21 protein-coding genes are annotated in these 20,300 nt (G+C 72.4%); 10 read left to right on the top strand and 11 right to left on the bottom strand.

All coding sequences use genetic code 11. From position 1 onward, the window contains the following. Nucleotides 1-131: 131 nt before the first annotated feature. Genes AB0N03_RS32625 through AB0N03_RS32610 form a run of 4 tightly spaced genes read left to right on the top strand, consistent with a single transcriptional unit; the run spans nucleotide 132 to nucleotide 3,281 of the window. On the top strand, nucleotides 132-566 hold the full coding sequence (locus tag AB0N03_RS32625) for a MarR family transcriptional regulator (protein ID WP_364379632.1): 435 nt from the start codon (nucleotides 132-134) through the stop codon (nucleotides 564-566). Further along, nucleotides 563-2,257 (top strand): MFS transporter, encoded by a 1,695-nt coding sequence (locus AB0N03_RS32620; RefSeq protein ID WP_364379629.1) that lies wholly within the window; start codon nucleotides 563-565, stop codon nucleotides 2,255-2,257. Before AB0N03_RS32625 ends, AB0N03_RS32620 begins: the two co-directional genes overlap by 4 nt. Then, nucleotides 2,254-2,994 (top strand): dienelactone hydrolase family protein, encoded by a 741-nt coding sequence (locus tag AB0N03_RS32615; RefSeq protein WP_364379626.1) that lies wholly within the window; start codon nucleotides 2,254-2,256, stop codon nucleotides 2,992-2,994. The genes AB0N03_RS32620 and AB0N03_RS32615 overlap by 4 nt, the downstream gene beginning before the upstream one ends. Before the next feature lie 14 nt (nucleotides 2,995-3,008). Then, complete coding sequence (locus AB0N03_RS32610) at nucleotides 3,009-3,281, top strand: DUF6295 family protein (RefSeq protein ID WP_364379623.1); 273 nt, start codon at nucleotides 3,009-3,011, stop codon at nucleotides 3,279-3,281. A gap of 1 nt (nucleotide 3,282) precedes the next feature. Here the strand turns inward: AB0N03_RS32610 and AB0N03_RS32605 are convergent, their stop codons facing one another. The 4 genes from AB0N03_RS32605 to AB0N03_RS32590 all read right to left on the bottom strand — a co-directional run bounded on the left by AB0N03_RS32605 (nucleotide 3,283) and on the right by AB0N03_RS32590 (nucleotide 8,099). Further along, the gene (locus AB0N03_RS32605; protein ID WP_364379620.1) at nucleotides 3,283-4,698 is read right to left on the bottom strand and encodes an aminotransferase class V-fold PLP-dependent enzyme; all 1,416 of its coding nucleotides are present in this window, start codon (nucleotides 4,696-4,698) and stop codon (nucleotides 3,283-3,285) included. Beyond that, nucleotides 4,685-6,007, bottom strand: coding sequence for an MFS transporter (locus AB0N03_RS32600; protein WP_364379617.1), 1,323 nt, complete (start codon nucleotides 6,005-6,007; stop codon nucleotides 4,685-4,687). The genes AB0N03_RS32605 and AB0N03_RS32600 overlap by 14 nt, the downstream gene beginning before the upstream one ends. Before the next feature lie 125 nt (nucleotides 6,008-6,132). After that, complete coding sequence (locus AB0N03_RS32595) at nucleotides 6,133-7,158, bottom strand: LLM class F420-dependent oxidoreductase (protein ID WP_364379614.1); 1,026 nt, start codon at nucleotides 7,156-7,158, stop codon at nucleotides 6,133-6,135. After that, nucleotides 7,155-8,099 carry an oxygenase MpaB family protein gene (locus AB0N03_RS32590; RefSeq protein ID WP_364379611.1) on the bottom strand — a complete coding sequence of 315 codons (945 nt, stop codon included), beginning with the start codon at nucleotides 8,097-8,099 and terminating at the stop codon, nucleotides 7,155-7,157. Before AB0N03_RS32590 ends, AB0N03_RS32595 begins: the two co-directional genes overlap by 4 nt. Nucleotides 8,100-8,186: 87 nt before the next feature. Between AB0N03_RS32590 and AB0N03_RS32585 the strand changes: the two genes are divergently transcribed. The 5 genes from AB0N03_RS32585 (at nucleotide 8,187) to AB0N03_RS32565 (ending at nucleotide 12,983) form a co-directional block, all read left to right on the top strand. Continuing rightward, nucleotides 8,187-8,777 (top strand): TetR/AcrR family transcriptional regulator, encoded by a 591-nt coding sequence (locus AB0N03_RS32585; protein ID WP_364379609.1) that lies wholly within the window; start codon nucleotides 8,187-8,189, stop codon nucleotides 8,775-8,777. Between the two features lie 55 nt (nucleotides 8,778-8,832). Beyond that, on the top strand, nucleotides 8,833-9,618 hold the full coding sequence (locus AB0N03_RS32580; protein ID WP_364379606.1) for an IclR family transcriptional regulator: 786 nt from the start codon (nucleotides 8,833-8,835) through the stop codon (nucleotides 9,616-9,618). Between the two features lie 95 nt (nucleotides 9,619-9,713). After that, a complete protein-coding gene (locus AB0N03_RS32575) occupies nucleotides 9,714-11,525 on the top strand; it encodes a glycosyl transferase (protein WP_364379603.1) in 1,812 nt (603 codons plus the stop codon). A 17-nt stretch (nucleotides 11,526-11,542) separates the two neighbouring features. Then, entirely contained in the window at nucleotides 11,543-12,391 is an 849-nt protein-coding gene (locus AB0N03_RS32570; protein WP_364379601.1) for a DUF4397 domain-containing protein, read from the top strand. After that, nucleotides 12,381-12,983, top strand: coding sequence for a class F sortase (locus tag AB0N03_RS32565; protein WP_364379598.1), 603 nt, complete (start codon nucleotides 12,381-12,383; stop codon nucleotides 12,981-12,983). The genes AB0N03_RS32570 and AB0N03_RS32565 overlap by 11 nt, the downstream gene beginning before the upstream one ends. Here the strand turns inward: AB0N03_RS32565 and AB0N03_RS32560 are convergent. From AB0N03_RS32560 to AB0N03_RS32535, 6 genes are all read right to left on the bottom strand, one after another. After that, nucleotides 12,980-14,083 carry an LLM class flavin-dependent oxidoreductase gene (locus AB0N03_RS32560; RefSeq protein WP_364379595.1) on the bottom strand — a complete coding sequence of 368 codons (1,104 nt, stop codon included), beginning with the start codon at nucleotides 14,081-14,083 and terminating at the stop codon, nucleotides 12,980-12,982. The genes AB0N03_RS32565 and AB0N03_RS32560 overlap by 4 nt on opposite strands. Beyond that, entirely contained in the window at nucleotides 14,080-15,090 is a 1,011-nt protein-coding gene (locus AB0N03_RS32555) for an ABC transporter substrate-binding protein (protein ID WP_364379592.1), read from the bottom strand. The genes AB0N03_RS32560 and AB0N03_RS32555 overlap by 4 nt, the downstream gene beginning before the upstream one ends. Then, nucleotides 15,077-15,778, bottom strand: coding sequence for an ABC transporter ATP-binding protein (locus tag AB0N03_RS32550; RefSeq protein ID WP_364379590.1), 702 nt, complete (start codon nucleotides 15,776-15,778; stop codon nucleotides 15,077-15,079). Before AB0N03_RS32550 ends, AB0N03_RS32555 begins: the two co-directional genes overlap by 14 nt. Further along, nucleotides 15,763-16,581, bottom strand: a complete 819-nt coding sequence (locus AB0N03_RS32545) for an ABC transporter permease (protein WP_364379587.1) — start codon at nucleotides 16,579-16,581, stop codon at nucleotides 15,763-15,765. The genes AB0N03_RS32550 and AB0N03_RS32545 overlap by 16 nt, the downstream gene beginning before the upstream one ends. A gap of 125 nt (nucleotides 16,582-16,706) precedes the next feature. Further along, on the bottom strand, nucleotides 16,707-17,417 hold the full coding sequence (locus tag AB0N03_RS32540; RefSeq protein ID WP_364379584.1) for an MBL fold metallo-hydrolase: 711 nt from the start codon (nucleotides 17,415-17,417) through the stop codon (nucleotides 16,707-16,709). Nucleotides 17,418-17,441: 24 nt separating this feature from the next. Further along, nucleotides 17,442-18,404, bottom strand: a complete 963-nt coding sequence (locus tag AB0N03_RS32535; protein ID WP_364379581.1) for a zinc-binding dehydrogenase — start codon at nucleotides 18,402-18,404, stop codon at nucleotides 17,442-17,444. Between the two features lie 48 nt (nucleotides 18,405-18,452). Between AB0N03_RS32535 and AB0N03_RS32530 the strand changes: the two genes are divergently transcribed. Beyond that, entirely contained in the window at nucleotides 18,453-19,022 is a 570-nt protein-coding gene (locus tag AB0N03_RS32530; RefSeq protein ID WP_364379578.1) for a helix-turn-helix domain-containing protein, read from the top strand. Here AB0N03_RS32530 and AB0N03_RS32525 read toward each other — a convergent pair. Next, nucleotides 18,978-20,099 (bottom strand): hypothetical protein, encoded by a 1,122-nt coding sequence (locus AB0N03_RS32525; protein WP_364379576.1) that lies wholly within the window; start codon nucleotides 20,097-20,099, stop codon nucleotides 18,978-18,980. The genes AB0N03_RS32530 and AB0N03_RS32525 overlap by 45 nt on opposite strands. Nucleotides 20,100-20,300: the final 201 nt, after the last annotated feature.

Below are 20,300 nucleotides of genomic sequence, written 5' to 3'. Positions count from 1 at the left end.
CCCGCGGTGGGGAGGGGGGGTAGGTTGTTTTTTGTTTCCGCGCGCTACCCCCCCCACAAAAACCCCCACGACCGGGCCGGGCGAAACGTCCGGGTTGATCAACCCAGCTTTATCAGTCTAGGTTGACGATCGTGACGGATGAGGAACTGCTCCAGGTGAGCACCGACCTGCGCGTCGCACTCGGCCGGCTGATCCGGCGGCTGCGCCAGGGGTACGTCGTCGGCGAGCTGACCCTGCCCGAGCGCTCGGTCCTGTCCCGGCTCGACCGCGAAGGTCCGGCGACGCCGGGCTGCCTGGCCGATCTCGAACGCGTCAAACCGCAGGCCATGGGGGTCACGCTCGCCGGCCTCGTCGACCGCGGGCTCGTCGAGCGGCGCAAGGACGACTCCGACGGCCGCAAGGTGCTGATGTCGGTCACCGAAACGGGCGTCAAGCTGCTCACCGATCGCCGTTCGCGGACCACCGAGAAGATGGCGACCGCCCTGGCCGAGAAGTTCACCGTGGCCGAGCAGCGCGAGCTGATGGCGGCCGTCCCGCTGATCGAGCGGCTGGCGGACGAGCTGTGACGACGACGCAGGCCACGAACAGCCGCTACAAGTGGGTCGCGCTCTCCAACACGACGCTGGGCGTGCTGATGTCCGCGCTCGACGGCTCGATCGTCATCATCTCGCTGCCGGCGATCTTCCGCGGCATCGGCCTCGATCCCCTGGCCCCGGGCAACATCGGCTACCTGCTCTGGATGATCCTCGGCTACCTGCTCGTGCAGGCCGTGCTGGTGGTGACGCTCGGGCGGCTCGGCGACATGTTCGGCCGGGTCAAGATGTACAACCTCGGCTTCGTCGTCTTCAGTGTCGCGTCGGTGGCGCTCTCGTTCGACCCGTTCCACGCCGGCGGCGGCGCGCTCTGGCTGATCGGCTGGCGGATCGTGCAGGCCGTCGGCGGGTCGATGCTGACGGCCAACTCGGCCGCGATCCTCACCGACGCCTTCCCCACGGAACAACGCGGCATGGCGCTGGGGGTCAACCAGATCACCGCGCTGGCCGGGCAGTTCCTCGGCCTGGTCGTCGGCGGGCTGCTGGCCGAGATCGACTGGCGCGCGGTGTTCTGGGTCAGCGTCCCGTTCGGGCTGCTCGGCACGATCTGGTCGATCCGCAGCCTCCGCGAGGTCGGTACGCCGAAGCGCGCGAAAGTCGACTGGGGCGGCAACGTCACCTTCGCCGCCGGGACCGCGTTGCTGCTGGCCGCGATCACCTACGGCATCCAGCCCTACGGCGACGCGGCCACCGGCTGGGGCAGCCCGTGGGTGCTCGGCGGGATCGGCGCCGGCGTGCTGCTGCTCCTGCTGTTCGGCGTCATCGAGACCCGGGTCGCGGCGCCCATGTTCCACCTCGGGCTGTTCAAGATCCGCGCGTTCGCCGCGGGCAACATCGCCGCGTTGCTGACCGCGGTCGCCCGGGGTGGGATGCAGTTCATGCTCATCATCTGGCTGCAGGGGATCTGGCTGCCCCTGCACGGCTACGACTACGAGCGGACGCCCCTGTGGGCGGGCATCTACCTGCTGCCGCTGACCGTCGGGTTCCTCGTCGCGGGGCCGGTGTCGGGCTACCTGTCCGACCGGTTCGGCGCGCGGGCGTTCTCCACCGGCGGGCTGCTGCTGGTCGCGGCGGCGTTCCTCGGCCTGCTCGCGCTGCCGGTGGACTTCCCGTACCCGCTGTTCGCCGCGTTGCTCGTGGTCAGCGGGATCGGCCAGGGCATGTTCTCCGCGCCCAACACGTCGGCGATCATGAGCAGCGTGCCGACCGAACAGCGCGGGGTCGCCTCCGGCATGCGGGCGACGTTCCAGAACTCGGGGACGTCGTTGTCGATCGGCGTGTTCTTCTCGCTGATGATCGCCGGGCTGGCTTCGTCGCTGCCGCAGACGTTGACCAGCGGGCTGCAGGCCCACGGCGTCCCGGCGCCGGTCGCCGACGGCGTCGCCCAGCTGCCGCCCGTCAGCACGCTGTTCGCGGCGTTCCTCGGCAGCAACCCGGTCGGGCACCTGCTCGGCCCGGACGTCCTGGCCGGGCTCTCCCCGGCCGACCGCTCGGCCCTGACCGGCGGGGAGTTCTTCCCGCAGCTGGTGTCCGGTCCGTTCCACCACGGCCTGGTGGTCGTGTTCACGGCGGCCGCGGTGATGGCCGTCGTCGCCGCGGTGGCATCCGCCTCGCGCGGCGCGCGTTACTTTCACACCCCCGAAGGATCGAAGGAGTCTCAATGACCGACGAGATCGTCGCCGGGACCGTCACCATCACCGGCCACGGCGGGGACGAGCTCGAGGCCTACCTGGCCAAGCCGACCGACGAGACCCCGCGCGGCGGCGTCGTGGTGATCCACCACATGCCCGGCTACGACGCGTCGACGAAGGAGATGGTGCGCCGCTTCGCCGTCGAGGGCTACAACGCGCTCTGCCCCAACCTGTACACGCGTGAAGCGCCGGGCGCGGACCCGGACGACGCGGCCGCGACGGTCCGCGCGGCCGGCGGCGTCCCGGACGACCGCCTGGTCGGCGACGTCTCCGGCGCGGCCGACTACCTTCGCGGCCTCGAGAACGCGAACGGCAAGATCGGTGTCATCGGGCACTGCTCGGGTGGCCGACAGGCGTTCCTCTCCGGCTGTTCGCTCGACCTCGACGCGGCGGTCGACTGTTACGGCGCGTTCGTCGTCGCCGACCCGCCGGAGGCCATGAAGCAGATGAAGCCGCTGCTCGGTCTGGCGCCGCAGCTGTCGTGCCCGCTGCTGGGCATCTTCGGCGCGGACGACCAGTTCCCCAGCCCGGACGAGGTCGCGGTCCTGGCGGCCGAGCTGGAGAAGCTGGGCAAGGAGCACGAGTTCCACACCTACGCGGGCGCGGGCCACTCGTTCTTCGCCGTCGACCGCCCGAGCTACCGGCCGGAAGCCGCGAAGGACGGCTGGGAACGCATCCTCGACTTCTACTCCCGCACGCTCACGGCCTGAGAGAGGACCCGCTCATGTGCACTTATCTGACCGAGAAGTTCGCGCTGGAAGGCAGCGGCAAGGGCGCCCGCGGCTGGTTCCGCCTGAACGAGGGAACCGTGTACGTGGACCACCCGGTCCACGCACCGTACGGGCACACGGTGAACATCGACTTCCGCAATCCGGGACTGGGCGCCTCGGCCCGCGTCGCGTTGGAACTGACGGAAGAGGACGCGCTGGCGCTGGCGGACGCGATCCACGCGGCCGTCAAGTCGGCGCCGGAAGGCCTCGCTTCGCGGAACCAGTGATTCAGGGCGTGTAGAGCGCGCCCAGGAACTCCAGCAACAGCCGCTCCCGCAACGGCCCTGGCGCCGTTGCGAGGAGCGCGTTGATGGGCGCCATCCGGTCCGGCAGACCCGAAGCGCCGCCGAGACCCGCCGCGGCCAAGAGACCCGCGAACTGCTCCGACGTCAAGGTCGCCGGGTCCAGCGCCGCGACGAACTCCGCCACCGCCGGATCGATCACCACCGGGCCCGCCGCCCGGGCCGCGTCGACCGACGCCGCCAGGTCCGTCAGGAACTCCTTCTCGCTGCCGTGGTTCGCCGCCGTCACCGTCAGGTGCAGGTTCGCCGGGGACGCCAGGTGCGCGAACTGCGGCTGGACGTACCAGCCGCGCACCTTCATCTCGTCGGCCACGGTGAACAGGTCGAAGTCATCGGAACCCGTGAACGCGATCAGCGTCGACACCGGGTCGCCGAGGATCCGCAGGCCGTCGATCTCGGAGATGCCGGACCGGATGCGGGAAACCGCTTCCCGCGTCGAGCCGGCCAGCGAGAGGTAACCCTCCGGGCCGAGGTGACGCACCACCGCCCACGCCGCGGCCAGCGGCCCGCCGGAGCGCGTGCTCTGGATCGTCGTGTTCAGCATCGTGTAGCCCGGCCAGGCCGCGCTCGCGAAGTAGTGCGAGCGCCGCAGCTCCGCCGAGGCATGCAACAGCACCGACGTGCCCTTCGGGCAATACGCGTACTTGTGCAGGTCCACCGAAATGCTCGTGACCCCGGGGACGCGGAAGTCGAACGGCGGGACGTCGGCGCCGAGCTTCGCGAAGTACGGCAGCACCCAGCCGCCGATGCAGGCGTCGACGTGCATCCGGACGCCGCGTTCGAGAGCAAGACCGGCGATCTCGGAAATCGGATCGAGGACGCCGTGCGCGTACGACGGCGCGCTCGCCACCACCAGCACCGTCGAGCCGTCGATCGCCGCCGCCATGGCCGCCGGGTCGGCGCGGAACGTCACGGGGTCGACCGGGACGTCGATCCGGCGCAGCCCGAACAGGTGCGCCGCCTTGTGGAACGCGGCGTGCGCGGTGGTCGGCAGCACCAAAGACGGCGCCGCGATCTCCGGGTGCGCGTCCCGCGCGGCGAGCACCGCCAGCAGGCACGACTCCGTGCCGCCCGAAGTCACCGAACCGACCACGCCCGGGACATCGCCGAGCAAAGCCGAAGCCGCGGAGACGAGGTCGTTCTCCATCCGCAGCAGGCTCGGGAACGCCGTCGGGTCGAGGCCGTTGGCCGACGAGGCCAGCGCGTGCGCGGCGGCGCCGAGGGAGTCCACTTCGGACAGACCGCTGTCGTAGACGTAGGCGAGCGTGCGGCCGCCGTGCGTCGGCAGGTCACCCGCGCGCAGCTCCCGCAGCGCCGCGAGGACGTCCTCAGGCGGGTTCATGGCGTGGCTCCCGGGGCTCCAGCACCTTGCGCCGCAGCAGCGGCAGGGCCAGCGCGATGAGCACGCCGGGGACGATCGACGCCCCGATGAGGATCGCCACGATCGCGCTGTGCGGCTGGGCGGTCGTCGCGTCCGTGCTGGACACGTATCCGCCGAAGGCGAGGATGAGCGCCCACAGGCCGCCGCCGAAGGCCAGGCCGAGCGTCTCCCCCGCGGTCCACACCCCCGCGGCGATCCCCGCCCTGGTCTCGCCGGTGCGCTCCTCCTCGGCCGTGATCAGGTCCGGCAGGATGGCCAGCGGGAACACCGAGATCCCCGCGTACCCGACGCCGCACAGCGCCACGAAGACGAACGTCACGACCAGCGGGATCTCCTGGGCGAAGACCAGGCCGAGCAGGCCGATCGCGAACGTCGCCGTCGCCAGGCGGAAGCCGTTGAGCTTGCCGACCCGGTCGCCCAGCCGCGGCCACAGCGGCATGGTGACCAGCGCCGGGCCGACGAAGATGACGAACAGGATCGTGCCGTAGCCGTCGTCGCCGAGGATGCGCTCGGCGAAGAACGGGATCGCGGCGAGCACCGTGCCGATGCCCAGCGCCTGGATGAAGTACGTGCCCAGCAGCCAGCGGAACGGCCGCCAGCCGGCGAGCGTGCGGACGAGCTCCTTCAGGTTCACGGTGTTCGGCCGCAGCGACCCGACCGGCGCGCCCTTGAGCCCGAAGTACACCAGCAGCGTCGCGGCCAGCACGATCAGCCCGATCACCACGGCCATCACGCGGTAACCGGCGACGCCGTCGATGGCGGAGGTGATCGCGGGGGCGCCGCCGCCGCAGATCAGGATCGTCACGGCCAGCACGCCGATGCGGACGCTGGTGAGCTTCGTGCGCTCGGTCGCCGACTCGGTCAGCTCGGCGGGCAGCGCGTTGAACGGCACCTGGAACAGCGCGTACGCCGTGGCGCAGAGGGCGAACGTGATCGCCACGTACAGCGCGTCCGGCAGCGGGGCGCCGAACCCGGGGTGGGCGAACATCGCCGCGAACAGGATCGCGACGCCGATGCCGCCGACGAGCAGGAAGCGCCGCCGGCTGCCGGTCTTGATCAGGTCGGCGTCGGACAGCCGGCCCGCGATCGGGTTGAACAGCACGTCCCAGGCCTTGGGCACGAACACGATCGCGGCGGCCCAGCCCGCGGGCACGGCCATCGTGTCGGTCAGGTACTTCACCAGCACCAGGCCGGGGACCGTGCCGAAGGACCCGGTGACGAACGAGCCGAGCGAATAGCGGAACCTCGTCCGGCCGGACAGCGTCGCCATGGTCCTCCTCGAAGGCGTACCGGGGTGCCCGCATGAGTATTCGATCTCGGCGGGCACCCGGTAGTGGTCGGGGGGAATCGTGCCATCGTCGTGACCTGGAGCACGGAGCGACCCGCGCTACGCGGTCACGAAAGCGCGTCGGCGATCTTCGTCAGCGTCGCCGCGTCGCCGCGCAGCAGCAGCTGGGTCACCACCGTCTCCTCCCACGCCTGCAGCTCGTCGCGGATCTTCGCCGCCGGCCCGATCAGCGACGTGTCCTCCACGAGCGACGTCGGGATCGCCGCGGTCGCCTCGTCCTTGCGGCCCGCCAGGTACAGCTCCTGCACCTTGTCCGCGACGTCCTCGTAGCCGAGCCGGGCGAAGACGTCGTGGTGGAAGTTGACGCTCTTCGCGCCCATCCCGCCGATGTACAGCGCGAGCGACGGCTTGATCCACGAAGCCGCCTCCTCGACGTCGTCGTGCACGATCACCGGGATCGAGCACGGCACCTCGAACGTCTCGAGGGTGTGCCGGGCGCCTTCACGGGCGAACCCTTCCTCGAGCGCCGCCTTGTAGAAGGCGTTGCTCTTGGGCGAGAAGAACAGCGGCAGCCAGCCGTCGCCGATCTCGGCCGAGAGGGCGACGTTCTTCGGGCCCTCCGCGGCGAGGTGGATCGGGATCTCCTTGCGCAGCGGGTGGACCGTCGGCTTCAGCGCCTTGCCGAGCCCGGTCCCGCCCTTCAGCGGCAGCTGGAAGTGCTGGCCGTCGAGGGTCACCGGGGCTTCGCGGGCGATCACCTGGCGGACGATGTCCACGTACTCCCGCGTCCGCGCGAGGGGCTTCGGGTACGGCTGGCCGTACCAGCCCTCGACGACCTGCGGCCCGGACGCGCCGAGGCCGAGCACCACCCGGCCGCCGGAGAGGTGGTCGAGGGTCATCGCGCTCATCGCGGTCGCGGTCGGGGTGCGCGCCGCCATCTGCACGATGTTCGTGCCGAGCCGGATCCGGCTGGTCGCCGCGCCGTACCAGGCCAGCGGCGTGAACGCGTCCGAGCCGTACGCCTCCGCCGTCCACACCGAGTCGAAGCCGAGCTCCTCGGCCTTGAGCACCGCCTCCAGTGCGCCCGGGGTCGGGCCGCTGCCCCAGTACCCGACGTGGAATCCCAGCTTCACGAATGCCTCCTAGACGTTTTCACAGCGACGTTCGGCGCGTAGTGCTCGGGCTTGCCGCGCTCGGACAGCGGCGGCAGGTTCCTGGGTGGAGTCTCGACCACGGCGGCGTCCGGAGCCACCTCGCCGCGCACGCGGCGCCAGCCGGCGCGCGCCCGCGGGTGGTAGCGGCGGTCGTGCGGGACGAGCCGGAACACGGCGTTGATCAGCTTTCCCACCCGCCGGTGCCGGCGGGCGTCGCGCTCGGACCACCGCAGGCCGAGGAGGTCCCGGATCTCGCGGTCGTACAACCCGGTCGTCAGCCAGCCGAAAGTGCGGGCGATCAGCGCGCTCACCGGCCGCCAGAGCGGGTCCGGCAGCCAGGGCAGGAACGGCGGTTTCGCGATCCCGCCGAGGTCGAGGACGTCGCGCGTGGCCTTGTTGTCCTCGAGGACCTCGGCGCACATGTGCTTCCAGTACCGCCGGAAGTCCTCCCAGCTCTCCGGCACCGGCCGCATCGTCATGTCGTACATCCGCCACCACGTGACGTGCTCGTCGAAGAGCCGCCGCTTCCCGGCCTCGCCGATGCCGCCCATGAAGTGGTCGGCGATGAGGATGGTGCTGACGAAGAACGTCGAGTGCGCCCAGTAGTACGTGTCCGGATCGAGCGCGTGGTACCGCCGCCCCTGCGCGTCGACCCCCTTGATCCGGTCGTGGTAGCCGCGCACCTCCAGAGCGGTCCGATGCGCGCGCGGGCCGTCGTAGACGACCCCGCCGATCGGGTAGAGCGAGCGGAACAGCCGCTGCCAGCGCTCCTCGAAGAACCGCGAGTGCTGCTCGACGCCGGCGCCGAGGCCCGGGTGCATGTTCTGCATCGAGCCCGCCCACAACGCGATGAGCAGGCCCCGCCAGTCGCCGAAGTACTTCCACGTCAGCGAGTCGGGACCGAGCGGTTGGGGGGTCATCGGCGGCTCTCCTCGTCGAGTCGGAACTGACTACGGCTGTTGTCAGGCTAAGATCTGACAACACCTGTAGTCAACCGAGGAGCCACCATGCCGGGCCGCACGTGGGCGGGCACGACCCTGGACGACCGGAAGGCGCTGCGGCGCGAGCAGCTCGTGTCCGCGGGCCTCGAGCTGCTGGGCACCGAGGGCTCGGCCGGGACGAGCGTGCGCGCGGTCTGCCGGCACGCGAAGCTCACCGAGCGGTACTTCTACGAGAGCTTCGCCGACCGCGAGGAGCTCGTCGCGGCCGTCTACGAGCACGTCGCCGAGCAAGCCCGGCAAGCCCTGGTGGACGCGGTCCGGGACGCGCCGAACCCCACGCTGCGGGCCGGGCACGCCGTGCGCGCGTTCGTCGAGCTGATCGTCGACGACCCCCGCCGGGGCCGCGTCCTGCTGCTCGCGCCGCTCACCGACCCCGCGCTCACCCGCCGGGGCCTGCACCTGCTGCCGGTGTTCGCCGCGCTCGTCGGCGAGCAGCTGTCCCACGGCGACGAGACCGAACGCCGGCTGGTCGCCATCGGGCTGGTGGGCGCGCTGAGCAACGTCTTCATCGCCTACCTCGACGGCTCGCTGCAGGTTTCGCGCGAACGGCTCGTCGCCCACTGCGTGAAGCTCGTGCTCGGCGCCGACGACCACTGACCTCACCTCCGCTGACCTGGTGACAGTGGCGGGGAAGATCGGGCACACTCAACCCATGCGTACCGCTGGGCGGAACGACGGCGCGAGCGGCGACGGTCTCGTCGCGGCCCGGCTCGCCGCGCTCCTGGAAGCCTTCCGGCCGGGCGACGAGGCCCTCGGCGTCTCCGAGCTGGCCCGCCGGACCGGGCTGGCCAAGACGACGGTCCACCGGCTGGTGGGTCACCTGGCCGGCACCGGCCTGCTCACCCGCGAGGACGGCGCGGTACGGCTCGGGCTGCGGCTGTTCGAAATCGGCCAACTGGCCTCACCCCGCCGTGGACTGGTCGAAGCGGCCCGGCCGTACCTCGCCGACCTGCGCGAAGCGACGCGCAACACCGTCCACCTCGCCATCCTCGAAGGCACCGAAGTCGTCTACCTCGACGTGCTGCGCGGCCCGGACGCGCCGACGCTGCCGTCGCGCATCGGCGGCCGGTTCCCCGCGCACGCCACCGGGGTCGGGAAGGCGATCCTGGCGTTCTCTCCGGAATCCGTCGTGAATCAGGTGATCGACGCCGGATTACCCCGCATGAGCCCGAAAACGATCACCGCGCCCGGGCTCCTGCGCCGGCAGCTCACCCGGGTCCGGGAAGACGGGATCGCGCTGGAACGCGAAGAGTCCGGCGTCGGCGTCGTGTGCGCGGCGAGCCCGCTGCTGGACTCCCACGGCGTCGCGGTCGCCGCGGTCTCGATCTCCGGCTGGGCCAACCGGATGCGGACCGAACGGGTCGCGCCCGCCGTCCGCACGGTCGCACTCGCGTTGACCCGGACACTCTCCGGATCCACTCGGGACAGTCGGAAATAATCTTGCGGGACAAGGCTTTCACGATCTCTAGGCCGTCCGGCTGACGTAACCGTCCCGAGCTGGACCGGTGATCGGGAGCGGCTACGATCCGTCGAATGGCCCAGCACAGCCGGGGGACGACGTTCTCGGGCCGCTCCCCCGCGACGCACCCCGAGCCGGCCGCCGGACACCGGTTGCTGTCGCTCGACATCGTGCTCGCGCTGCTGGCCCTCACCGGCGGCCTGCGGGTGCTCTACCTCGCCGCCCCGGCCCCGGTGCTGCCCGCCGAAGCCGCGAACGTCGCCCACGCCTACGCGCTCGGCCACCTCACCCCGTTCACCGACGCGGGCGGCGCCGGCGTCAGCCCGTTCGGCTGGTGGCAGCTCTCGGCCTACACGATGATTTCGGACGCGTTCGGCCGCTCGGCCACGGCGCTGGCGGCGGTCCGCGAGACGATGCTCGTCGCCGCGGTCGTCGGCGCCGTGCTGCTCTGGGTGCTGGCGCGCCGGCTCGGCTTGACGCGGTGGGCGTCGGCGGCCGCGGTGCTGCTGGTCGCGGCGTCCCCGCTGGCGCTGGGCCTGCAGCGGCTGGTCGTCGTCGAGCACCTGGCGGTCGTGTGGGCCTTGGGCGCGCTGGTGCTCGTGACCAGGCCCGATGCCCGGATCCGGCACGACGTCTTCGCCGCGGTCTGCCTGCTGGCCGCGGTGCTCACCTCACCACTGGCGCTGTTCTTCCTCCCCGCGGCCGGTTGGCTGCTGGTGCGGCGCGCGCCCGTGCGCGCCGCGCTGGTGGCGGTGCTGCTCAACCTCGGGCTCGGGATCGCGTTCGGCCCGGCGGCCGGGATCCTCCGGCCGCACCTCGCCGCCGCGGGCCGCCCGTCGGTCGCCGACTGGGTCGCGCTCGACCCGGCGTGGGCGGTGCTCTCGACCGTCGCACTGGTGGCCGCGCTGGCCGTCACGTCCCTGCGGCCGTTCGCGGTGTCCGGCCTGCTGCTCGCGGCCACGCTGGCCGTGCCGGGCGTACCGGACACCGCCGTGCTCGCCCTGCTGCTGCCGGTGACCCCGGTGCTGCTGGCCGGGGTCGTGCAGGCCGTGATCCGGCAGCGGACCCCCGCCCATCGGTGGGAGGCGAAGCGGGGCACCGGTGTCGCGCTCGCCGCGGTCGTCCTCGTCGCGGTGGTCGCCGCCGGCTGGGTGTACGGCTACCCGGCCCTGCGGCCCTCCACCGACCGCGGCGGGCCGCTGTCCGACGCGCAGGAATGGTTGCGGGCCAACGCTTCCGGCTCTCGCGTGCTCGTCGACGACGCCGCCTGGGCCGAACTCGCCAAGGCCGGCTGGCCGACCGGCATGCTCGTCGCGCCCGCCGCGTGCGCGGCCACCTGCCCGCCCGCCGAGTGGGCCGTCTTCGGCGACGACGCGACCGACCTCCGCCGCCGTTATCCGGCCCTCGAAGCGGCCCTCGACGACGCGGGCGCGACCGCGAGGTTCGGCACCGGTCCCGCCGGCGAAGTCACCGTCTCGCGCCTCGGCCTGCCGCCCGCCGACCCGGCCGCGCCGTCGGAGTCGTCGGCCCGCGCCCACGCCGGCGAGGCCCTCCAGGCGTCGACCCGCATCACCTTCACCCCGGACGCCGCCACCGTGCTCCGCGCGGGCCGCGTCGACCCCCGGCTGATCGCGACGATCGCCGCGCTCGCGGCCCTGCAGCCGGTCCGGGTCGCGGCGTTCCCCGAAGTCCCCGGCGAAGATCCCGCCGGGCAACCCCGCCGCCGGGTCCTGCTGACCGGCGGCGAAGACGGCGCGGCCGCGTTCTACACCGGCCAGCGCGACCTGTTCCGCCCCTCGTCGGTCGTCCGGACCGGCGGCGGCGTGCTGGTCACCTACCCGCTGTTCGCGCCCCCGGGACTGCTCATCCCGTTCTCCTCCCCCTGACCGCGAAAGGCCCTCCGATGCGCACTCTCCCCCAGCTCCTGCTCAGACCCGGCGGGCTGACCGCCGCGGCCCTCCTGCTCGTCGCGCTGACGCCGGTGACGGCCGAGGCGGCGACCGCCCCTGGCCCGGGCGTCGGCTGGATCCGGGTCGGTCACCTCTCCCCCAAGGTGCCGCCGGTGGACATCTACTTCGCGCCGTTCGGCCAGGCCGAGAAGGTCGTCATCCGCAAGGCCGGCTACGGCGCGGTGACGCCGTACTCGTCGCTCGACCCCGGCAAGTACACGCTGTCGATGCGGCCCGCCGACGCCGCGGCCGAGACCCCGCCCGCGCTGTCGGCGACCATCGACGTCGCCGAGCGCAGCGCCTACTCGCTGCTGGTCTTCGCGAACGGCCCGGACGGCACGCTCAAGGGCGACCTCGTCACCGACGACCTCGCCGCGCCGGCCGCCGGCAAGGGCCGGGTCCGGGTGGTCGAAGGCTCGGCGGCCATCGCGCCGGTGAGCGTCGCGGGCCCGACCGGCGTCTCGATCGCCAAAGACGCGGCCTACGGCCAGACGTCGTCCTATGTGGACGTCCCGGAAGGACGCTGGCCGCTGCAGCTCACCGGCGGCACGGTGCAGTCGACCGCCGACGTCGACGTCAAGGCCGGGACGTCGACGACGCTGCTGATCACCGAGAACTCCGGGGCGCTCAAGGCGAACCCGATCTCCGACGGCGGGTCGCTGCCCGAGCCGCCGAAGCTCGGGGTCGAGACCGGGGGCGGCGGCACGGCGCCGTCGCCGGGCATCCCGCTCTGGCCGGCGTTCGCGGCGGCCGGGCTGCTGGCGGCGTTCGTGGTCGGGCGCCGGCTGGCTCGTGCGCGCTGACTTCGGCGCCCTGCTCGTCGCGGTCCTCGTGACCGCGGGCTGCTCGGCGGCGCCGGCTCCGGCCCGGCCCGCGGCTTCCCCGCCGTCCTCGGTTCCGGCGACACCGATGGCGAGGGGGCCGCAGCCGCTGCCCGCGGCGGCCGACGTCCGCCCGGTGCGGCTGCGGATCCCCGCCATCGGCGTGGACGCGCCCGCACTGGTCCCGCTCGGGCTGGGCGCCGACCACGAGCTCGAAGCCCCCGCGAAGTTCGGAGACGTCGGCTGGTACGCCGCCGGCCCGGTACCGGGAGACGCCGGGCCGGCGGTGATCGCCGCGCACGTCGACTCCCGGTCCGGGCCGGCGCCGTTCTTCCGGCTGCGCGACCTGCGCGACGGCGACCAAGTGTTCGTCGCGCGCTCCGACGGCCAGGAGACCCGGTTCGTCGTGGACACCGTCCAGCGCTACCCGAAGAACGCCTTCCCGACCGACGCGGTGTACGGTCCCGCACCGGGCAGCGCGTTGCGGCTGATCACTTGCGGCGGCAGCTTCGACGCGGCGAAACGGTCCTATCGGGACAACATCGTCGTCTACGCCTCGACCCGCTGGGGTTAGTACTCCTTGAGCAGCCCGCGCCGCGCCAGTTCGGGCCGGACGCCGTCGCCGAACCAGTACGCCTCTTCGAGGTGCGGATAGCCCGACAACACGAACTCGCTCACCCCGACGCTGTGGTACTCCTCGATCAGGTCGGCGACCTCGTGATGACTGCCCACCAGCGCGGTCCCCGCGCCGCCGCGGACCAGGCCGACCCCGGCCCACAGGTTCGGGTGGATCTCCAGCCCGCGGACGCCGCCGTCGGTGCGGCCGCCGTGCAGGGCGACCATCCGCTGCTGCCCGATCGACTCGCTCGCGGCGAGCTGGGCCTGTGCCTTGGCGACCTGCTCCGGGCTCAGCGCGTCCAGGAGTTTCTGCGCCTCCGCCCACGCTTCGGCCGACGTATCGCGAGAGATCGTGTGCAGCCGGACCCCGAACCGGACCGGCCGGTCGCCGGCCAGCTCGCGGACCTTGCCGATCTTCTCGGCCACCTGCGCGGGCGGCTCGCCCCAGGTCAGGTAGACGTCGGCGTGCCGGGCCGCGACCGGCAGCGCGGCCGGCGACGACCCGCCGAAGTAGATCGGCGGCACCGGATCCGGGGCGGCCAGCGTCGTCGCGCCTTCGACGCGCAAGTGCTCGCCTTCGAAGGTGAACGGCTGCCCGGACCAGACGCCGCGGACGATGGTGAGGAACTCGTCGGTGCGCGCGTACCGGGCGTCGTGGTCGTGCCAGTCGCCGAAGCGCCGCTGCTCCACCGCGTCGCCGCCGGTGACGATGTTGAGCAGCACGCGGCCCTCCGACAGCCGCTGGAAGGTGCCGGCCATCTGCGCGGCGAGCGTCGGCGAGATGACGCCCGGGCGGAACGCGACCAGGAACTTCAGCCGGGTCGTCTCGCGGATCAGCGCGGCCGTGGTCAGCCACGCGTCCTCGCACCACGTGCCGGTCGGGGTCAGGACGCCTTCGAAGCCCTGGCGCTCGGCGGCGCGGGCCACCTGGGCCAGGTAGTCCAGGTCGGGTTCCCGCTGCGCCGACGGACCCTGGGACCGGTTGGCGTGGAAGCGTTCGACGATCGTGCGGCCGTCGCCGCTGGTGGGCAGGAACCAGTGCAGGCTGATGCTCATCCGTTGCTCCTCGCCTGATCCAGGTCGGGGGCGAACCGCCGGTCGGCGAACGCGGCGAAGTCCACCTTGCCCGGCAGAGTCTTCTCCTCGGTGAAGGCGTCCGCGAGCTGCTGTTCCGAGGCCACCACGGAGTCGTCCAGCGGGATCGGCAGGTCACGCCCGGCGTCGACGGCCTTCTGCGCCACCTCCGGCTTCAGCCCGGTCTCCTTCGCCCACGCCTGCCCCCACTGCGTCCGGTGGGTGTCGGCCCACTTCTGCGCCTTGACGACCCGGACGGCGAAGTCGCGCAGCGCCGAGTTCCGGCCGGGGTCGGCCAGCGCCGCGGTGCTCGCGGTCAGGAAGCCGAGGCCGTTCGAGGCGCCGCGGCCGTCGGCCAGCACGCGGGCGTGCGCTTCGAGCTGGGCCTGCGCGGTGTACGGGTCCCAGATCGCCCAGGCGTCGATCGTGTGCTGGGTGAACGCGGCGTAGGCCTCGGACGGCTGCAGGAAGTTCAGCTTCACGTCCTTTGTGGACAATCCGTTGTTGTGCAGCGTGTTCAACAGCTGGCCGTGGGCCGACGTGCCCTTGGCGACGCCGATCGTCTTGCCCTTCAGCGCGGCGACGTTCTGCAGCGGCGAGCCGGGCGGGACGAGGACGGCCTCCCGCTCGACGTTGCTGCGCGAAACGCTGATCACCTTGATCTTCGCCTTCGCGGCGGCCGCGAAGATCGGCGGCGTGTTGCCGACGCGGCCGGTGTCGATCGCCCCGGCCGACGCGGCTTCGAGCAGCGGCGGCCCCGAGGTGAACGTCGCCCATTCGATCTTGTACGGCGTGCCGTCCAGCAGGCCCGCGGCGGTGAGCAGCGACTTGACGCCGCCCTTCTGGTCGCCGACCTTGAGCGTCACCTTCGCCAGGTCCGCCGCGCTCACCGGGCCCGGCACGGCCGCTTGGCCGTCGCCGGCGGCCGAGCCGCACCCGGCCAGTACCAGCGCCGTCGCGACGACGGCGATTCCCTTACGCCACTGCATCTTCGGTCACTCCCAGGTCCGCCAGCACGCGCCGGCGAAGTTCGTCGTGGTCGGCTTCGCGCGGCCGGTGCTCGGCCACGATGCGGCCGCCGTCGAGCACCAGGACCCGGCCGGCGAGCCGGAGGGCCTCGTCGACGTCGTGGGTCACCAGCAGCACGCCCGGCTGGTGGCGTCGCCAGAGGTCTTGCACGAGTCCGTGCATCGCGATCCGCGTGAGGGCGTCGAGCGCGCCGAACGGCTCGTCGAGCAGCAGCAGATCGGGTTCGCGGACCAGGGCGCGGGCCAGTGACACGCGCTGTGCCTCACCGCCGGAGAGCGTCAGTGGCCAGTCGTCGGCGTGGTCGGCCAGGTGGACCTCGCCGAGCGCCTTCTCGGCCAGCGCGCGGTTGCGGGACTTCGCGACGCCGTCCTGGCGCAGGCCGAGGACGACGTTGCGCCAGACCTTCCGCCACGGCAGCAGCCGCGGTTGCTGGAAGGCGACCGAGACCGTGCCGGTCACCTCCGCGCGTCCTGCCACGTCGTCGTCGAGGCCGGCCAGCACGCGCAGGAGGGTCGACTTGCCGGAGCCGCTGCGCCCCAGCAAGGCGACGAATTCGCCGCGCTCGACGGTCAGATCGAGTCCACTGAGGACGGTCCGGTCTCCGAACTTCTTCGTGAGGTCCCGGACCTCGGCTACCGGGTTCGCCACCGCAGGGCCTTCCGTTCGAGCAGCCGGACCAGCGCGTCGGTGACCAGGCCGAGCAGGGCGTACAGGACGAGGCCGACGACCACGACGTCGGTGCGCAAGAACTCCCGCGCGTTGTTGATGAGGTAGCCGACGCCGGCGTCGGCGTTGACCGTCTCGCCGACGATCAGCGCGAGCCACGCGAGACCGAGCGACTGCCGCAGCCCGACGAGCGCCTGCGGCAGCGCACCGGGAAGGATGACGTGCCAGAGCCGTTCCGCGCGGCTGAACCCGAGGGCCCGCGACGCTTCGACGAGGTTCGGGTCGGCGCTGCGGATTCCCGAGTGGACGTTCAGGTAAAGCGGGAAGGCCACGCCGAGCGCGACCAGCACGATCTTCGTTTCCTCGCCGATGCCGAACCACAGGATGAACAGCGGGATCAGGCCGAGGAACGGCAGGGTGCGCAGCATCTGCACGGGCGGGTCGACCAGCGCCTCGCCCCACCGGGACAGCCCGGAGACGATGCCCAGCACCACGCCGACGATCAGGCCGATCGCGAACCCGGCGCCGACGCGCCCGAGCGACACCGCGAACGCGGTCCCGAGTTCGCCGCTGCGCGCGACTTCGACGCCGGCCTGCACGACCGTCCACGGTGAACTGAGCTTGTCGGGCGGCAGGACGCCGGTCGAGCTGGCGATCTGCCAGGCGGCGACGAGCACCACCGGGCTGATCCAGCGCCGGAGGTCGGGGCGTCGCACGGCGCGGCGCGGCGGCCCTTCGGCACGGTTCCGGGCACGCGGAAGCACGCCCGTGGTGGAAATCGACACGGATTTCTCCCGGGGACGGGGATGTTCGGGTTTGCGTGATCCCGACAGTCGAGCCCCGGGCGGGCAAAGTCAATCGGTGCCCAGTCCGTGAAATCGCGGTGTATCACCCCGTGGAACGGCCTTGATCAGCCGCCGAACATGACCTTCCATTCGTCGAGCGACCGCGGCCGGTAGACGAAGTTGGTGCGCTTGACGTCGGACAGCGCGGCCGACGGCTCGGCCGAGTACTGGTGGCCGGGGTACACGACGTGGTCACCGGGCAGGCCGGCGAGGGCCTGCAGGCTGCGGTAGATCTCCTCGGCGTCGCCGCCGGGGAAGTCGGTGCGGCCGCAGCCTTCGAGGAAGAGCGTGTCGCCGGAGACGAGCTTGTCCTCGACGAGGAAGCACTGGCTGCCGGGCGTGTGGCCGGGGGTGTGCAGCATCCGGATGGGGACGGACCCGACCTCGAGGACGTCGTCGTGGTCGTGCGCGCGCAGGTCGGTGTCGGAGACCCCGGTGACGCGGCGGACCCACTCGCTTTCGGCGCCGTTGACGTGGATCGGCACCGGCTGGATGGCGAGCAGCTCGGCGATGCCCGGAAGGTCGAAGCCCATCATTTCGCCGCCGACGTGGTCGGGGTGGTGGTGCGTGGCGAGCACCCCGGTGAGCCGCATGCCGTCGGCCTCGAGGACCCCGAGCAGGTCCTGCACGGCGTAGGCCGGGTCGACGATCACCGCGTCCCGGGTGTCCCGGTCGCCGATGAGGTAGGCGAAGTTCACCATCTGCGTCGCGACCGGGTCGCCGACGGCGAAGTCCCGCCCGGCGAGCAGCTGCCGGAAGTAGAGCCGATCTGCCATGGCCACACCCTACGGGCCCTCGTCCTACGACCTCGACGGTGTGAGGACCAGCCGGCCGAACACTTCACCGGCCTGCATCTTCCGGTGGGCCAGTACCGCTTGCTCCAGCGGCAGCACGTCGTGCACGACCGGCGACAGCTCTCCCCTGTTCGCCGCGGCGAACAGGTCCGCGGTCACCGCGCTCCGGTCGGCCTGCGGGACGGTGTTCGCGCTGAACGTCGCGAAGGACATCGACTTCTGGAAGGCCGTGAACAGCTGCTTGCCGAAGTCCGCCGGTGGGTCGCCGGCGACGGCGCCGATCGCCACCAGGCGCCCGTTCGGGTTCAGCTTGGTGAAGAACGACGGCAGCTCCGGGCCGGCGATCACGTCGATGACGACGTCGTAGGTGTCCGCCGTGCCCTCGCCGGCGCGGTCGAGGACGCGGGTCGCGCCGAGCTCGCGCAGGCGGTCGCCGCGCTCGGGCGACGACGTCGTGACCGCGATCGCGGCGGCTCCGGCGCGGGCCGCCAGCTGGACCGTCATGATCCCGAGGCCGCCCGCAGCGCCGCGGACCAGCACCGACTCTCCCGCCGCGAAGTGGGCGTGGCGGAGGCCGAAGTGGGCCACGGCGCCGGAGCTGCCGAGCGTCACCGCGTCCACCGCGGACGTCGCCGCCGGGAGCGGGACGAGCGTCTCGGCCGGGGCGACCGCCTGCTCGGCGTAACCGCCACCCACGCCGGTGAAGGCCCACACGCGCTGTCCGGCCCACTTCGGATCGACGCCCGGCCCGGTCGCGATCACCGTCCCCGCGATCTCGCCGCCGAGGACGTGCCCGTCCCGGAACCCGTAAGCGGCGAGGGCGCCGCTGCGGATCACGGCGTCGACACCGCCCACGCCGATCGCCTCGGTGGCGATCAGCACCTGCCCCTCGGCGGGCTCCGGGACCGGGACGTCGATGACCGCCAGTCCGTCGGGACCGCCGAACGCTTGCACCGCAACTGCTTTCATGGGCCCGACGGTAGTGGACACCGGCGTCCACTTGGCTAAAGTGAGAGCGTGGCCGATCATTTGCCTCACCCGTTGCGCTCCGACGCCCGCGACAACCGCGACCGCATCCTCGACGCGGCTCGCGCGGTGTTCGCCGCCGACGGCCTGGACGTGCCGATGCGCGAGATCGCCCGGCGCGCCGGCGTCGGGCCGGCCACCCTGTACCGCCGGTTCCCGACCAAGGAACTGCTGGTCACCGCGGCGTTCACGGACCAGATGCGGGCGTGCTACGCCATCGTCGACGAGGGGCTCGCCGACCCCGATCCGTGGCGCGGATTCGCCTCGGTGGTCGAGAAGCTCTGCGAGCTGCACGCTCGCGACCGGGGCTTCACCGCGGCCTTCACCTCGACGTTCCCGCACGCGATCGACTTCACCGCGGACCGCGCCCGGGCGACGCGGGCGATCGCGGCGCTGATCCGCCGCGCGCAGGAGGCGGGTGCACTGCGCCCCGACGTCGTCCTGGACGACGTGTTCCTCGTGATCATGGCCAACAGCGGCATCCAGGCACCGACGCCGGCGGCCCGCCTTGTTGCTTCACGACGCTTCGCCGCACTCGCGCTTCGGGGGTTGCGAGCCTGACCCCTGGTGCAAGGCGGCGTACGCGCGATCACGCAGGACGTTCGCCTCGCGGTCCGACAGCGTCGTGGCCAGCGGGCGCAGCACCAGCCGGACCAGGAGGTTCTTCTGGTCCGCGGTGGCGCCGAGCCGGGCCAGCGCCTGGGGTGGCAGCTGCGCACACGGCGTCTCCTGGACGATCTCCACCGACTCGACGACGTCGGCGTCGTCGCCGAGGGCGGTGCGGACACGGTCGCCGAGGTCCTCGGCGCCGTCATCGTGCGCCACGGCGATGGAGAGGTCGCGGCGCACCGGCGGCAGGGGCGAGACCGGGCGGTACGGCGCGAGGTCGGTGAGCTGCGCGGCGACGGCCGGGTGCGGTGAGCGCAGGAGGCGGATGTCCGGGATGTCCTTCAGCAGCATCAGCATCCGGTCGAGCCCCATGCCGAGGGCGAGCCCGGACCAGTCTTTCGTCAGGCCGGCGCGGGCAAGGACGGCGGGGTGGGCGAGGCCGCACTCGGCGATCTCGATCCACTCGCCGTGGTGGCGGACGTCGAGCTGCGCACCGTCCACTGTGTACGGGTGACGGCGGGGTTCGAGCCGCCACCGGCGTCCCGGCAGGAGCGTGGTGACGAGGCCTTCCACGAGCCGGTCGAGGTCCGGCTTCGTCGTGCGCGTGATCCGCCAGAGGTCGAGCTGGTGCGGGGTGCCGGTGTGCAGCCGGTCGATGCTGTCGCGGCGGTAGACGATGCCGGGGCAGACGAGCAGGACGTCGTCGGCCGGGCACGCTTCGAGCGCCCGCAGCGCGGCGGGGACCAGGGCGCTGGAATGGCTGCGCAGCACGTGGCCGGCGTCGACGTAGCGGGTGTAGCGCGCGTCGCGGGTGACGTCGGCGGCGGCGTAGCCGAGGTTGTCGTAGTTGTCGGCGACGGTGACGATCCGATCGCCCGGCCACCGCCGGACTTCGGTGCGCGGTCCGGTGGTGGCGGCAACGGCCCGCTCGACGACGAGCTGGAGGGCGTGCGGACCGGCCGCGGGATCGGTGAGATCGCGTACCGCGAGGTCCTGGGCGAGCTGGGTGGGGGTGAGTGTTTCGGGCATGACAAGGCCTCCTGGGTGAACGGGGTGGGGTGCTTGCTCCCCCTGGCCCGGACACCGGGCGAGATTCTTGGCGGCGCGCAGTCAGGTCACCGCACGACGATGCCGTTCAGGCAGCGCCGGCCGCGGACGTGGCACCGGAACCCCGCTGGCACCCGCGAAGGGCCAGGGGGCCGGTAAATCGGCGGTACTCCGCAACGACGG

It is taken from the genome of Amycolatopsis sp. NPDC051061 (assembly GCF_040682935.1).
Taxonomy (GTDB): Bacteria; Actinomycetota; Actinomycetes; order Mycobacteriales; family Pseudonocardiaceae; genus Amycolatopsis.
This window is presented reverse-complemented; position numbering and strand designations above follow the sequence as displayed.

Bases quoted from the DNA above. Each gene is read 5' to 3' on its own strand.
- AB0N03_RS32590 (WP_364379611.1), bottom strand. From the start codon at position 8,099: ATGACCCCCCAACCGCTCGGTCCCGACTCGCTGACGTGGAAGTACTTC.
- AB0N03_RS32580 (WP_364379606.1), top strand. From the start codon at position 8,833: ATGCGTACCGCTGGGCGGAACGACGGCGCGAGCGGCGACGGTCTCGTC.
- AB0N03_RS32585 (WP_364379609.1), top strand. From the start codon at position 8,187: ATGCCGGGCCGCACGTGGGCGGGCACGACCCTGGACGACCGGAAGGCG.
- AB0N03_RS32560 (WP_364379595.1), bottom strand. From the start codon at position 14,083: ATGAGCATCAGCCTGCACTGGTTCCTGCCCACCAGCGGCGACGGCCGC.
- AB0N03_RS32605 (WP_364379620.1), bottom strand. From the start codon at position 4,698: ATGAACCCGCCTGAGGACGTCCTCGCGGCGCTGCGGGAGCTGCGCGCG.
- AB0N03_RS32575 (WP_364379603.1), top strand. From the start codon at position 9,714: ATGGCCCAGCACAGCCGGGGGACGACGTTCTCGGGCCGCTCCCCCGCG.
- AB0N03_RS32535 (WP_364379581.1), bottom strand. From the start codon at position 18,404: ATGAAAGCAGTTGCGGTGCAAGCGTTCGGCGGTCCCGACGGACTGGCG.
- AB0N03_RS32525 (WP_364379576.1), bottom strand. From the start codon at position 20,099: ATGCCCGAAACACTCACCCCCACCCAGCTCGCCCAGGACCTCGCGGTA.
- AB0N03_RS32615 (WP_364379626.1), top strand. From the start codon at position 2,254: ATGACCGACGAGATCGTCGCCGGGACCGTCACCATCACCGGCCACGGC.
- AB0N03_RS32555 (WP_364379592.1), bottom strand. From the start codon at position 15,090: ATGCAGTGGCGTAAGGGAATCGCCGTCGTCGCGACGGCGCTGGTACTG.
- AB0N03_RS32600 (WP_364379617.1), bottom strand. From the start codon at position 6,007: ATGGCGACGCTGTCCGGCCGGACGAGGTTCCGCTATTCGCTCGGCTCG.
- AB0N03_RS32570 (WP_364379601.1), top strand. From the start codon at position 11,543: ATGCGCACTCTCCCCCAGCTCCTGCTCAGACCCGGCGGGCTGACCGCC.
- AB0N03_RS32540 (WP_364379584.1), bottom strand. From the start codon at position 17,417: ATGGCAGATCGGCTCTACTTCCGGCAGCTGCTCGCCGGGCGGGACTTC.
- AB0N03_RS32610 (WP_364379623.1), top strand. From the start codon at position 3,009: ATGTGCACTTATCTGACCGAGAAGTTCGCGCTGGAAGGCAGCGGCAAG.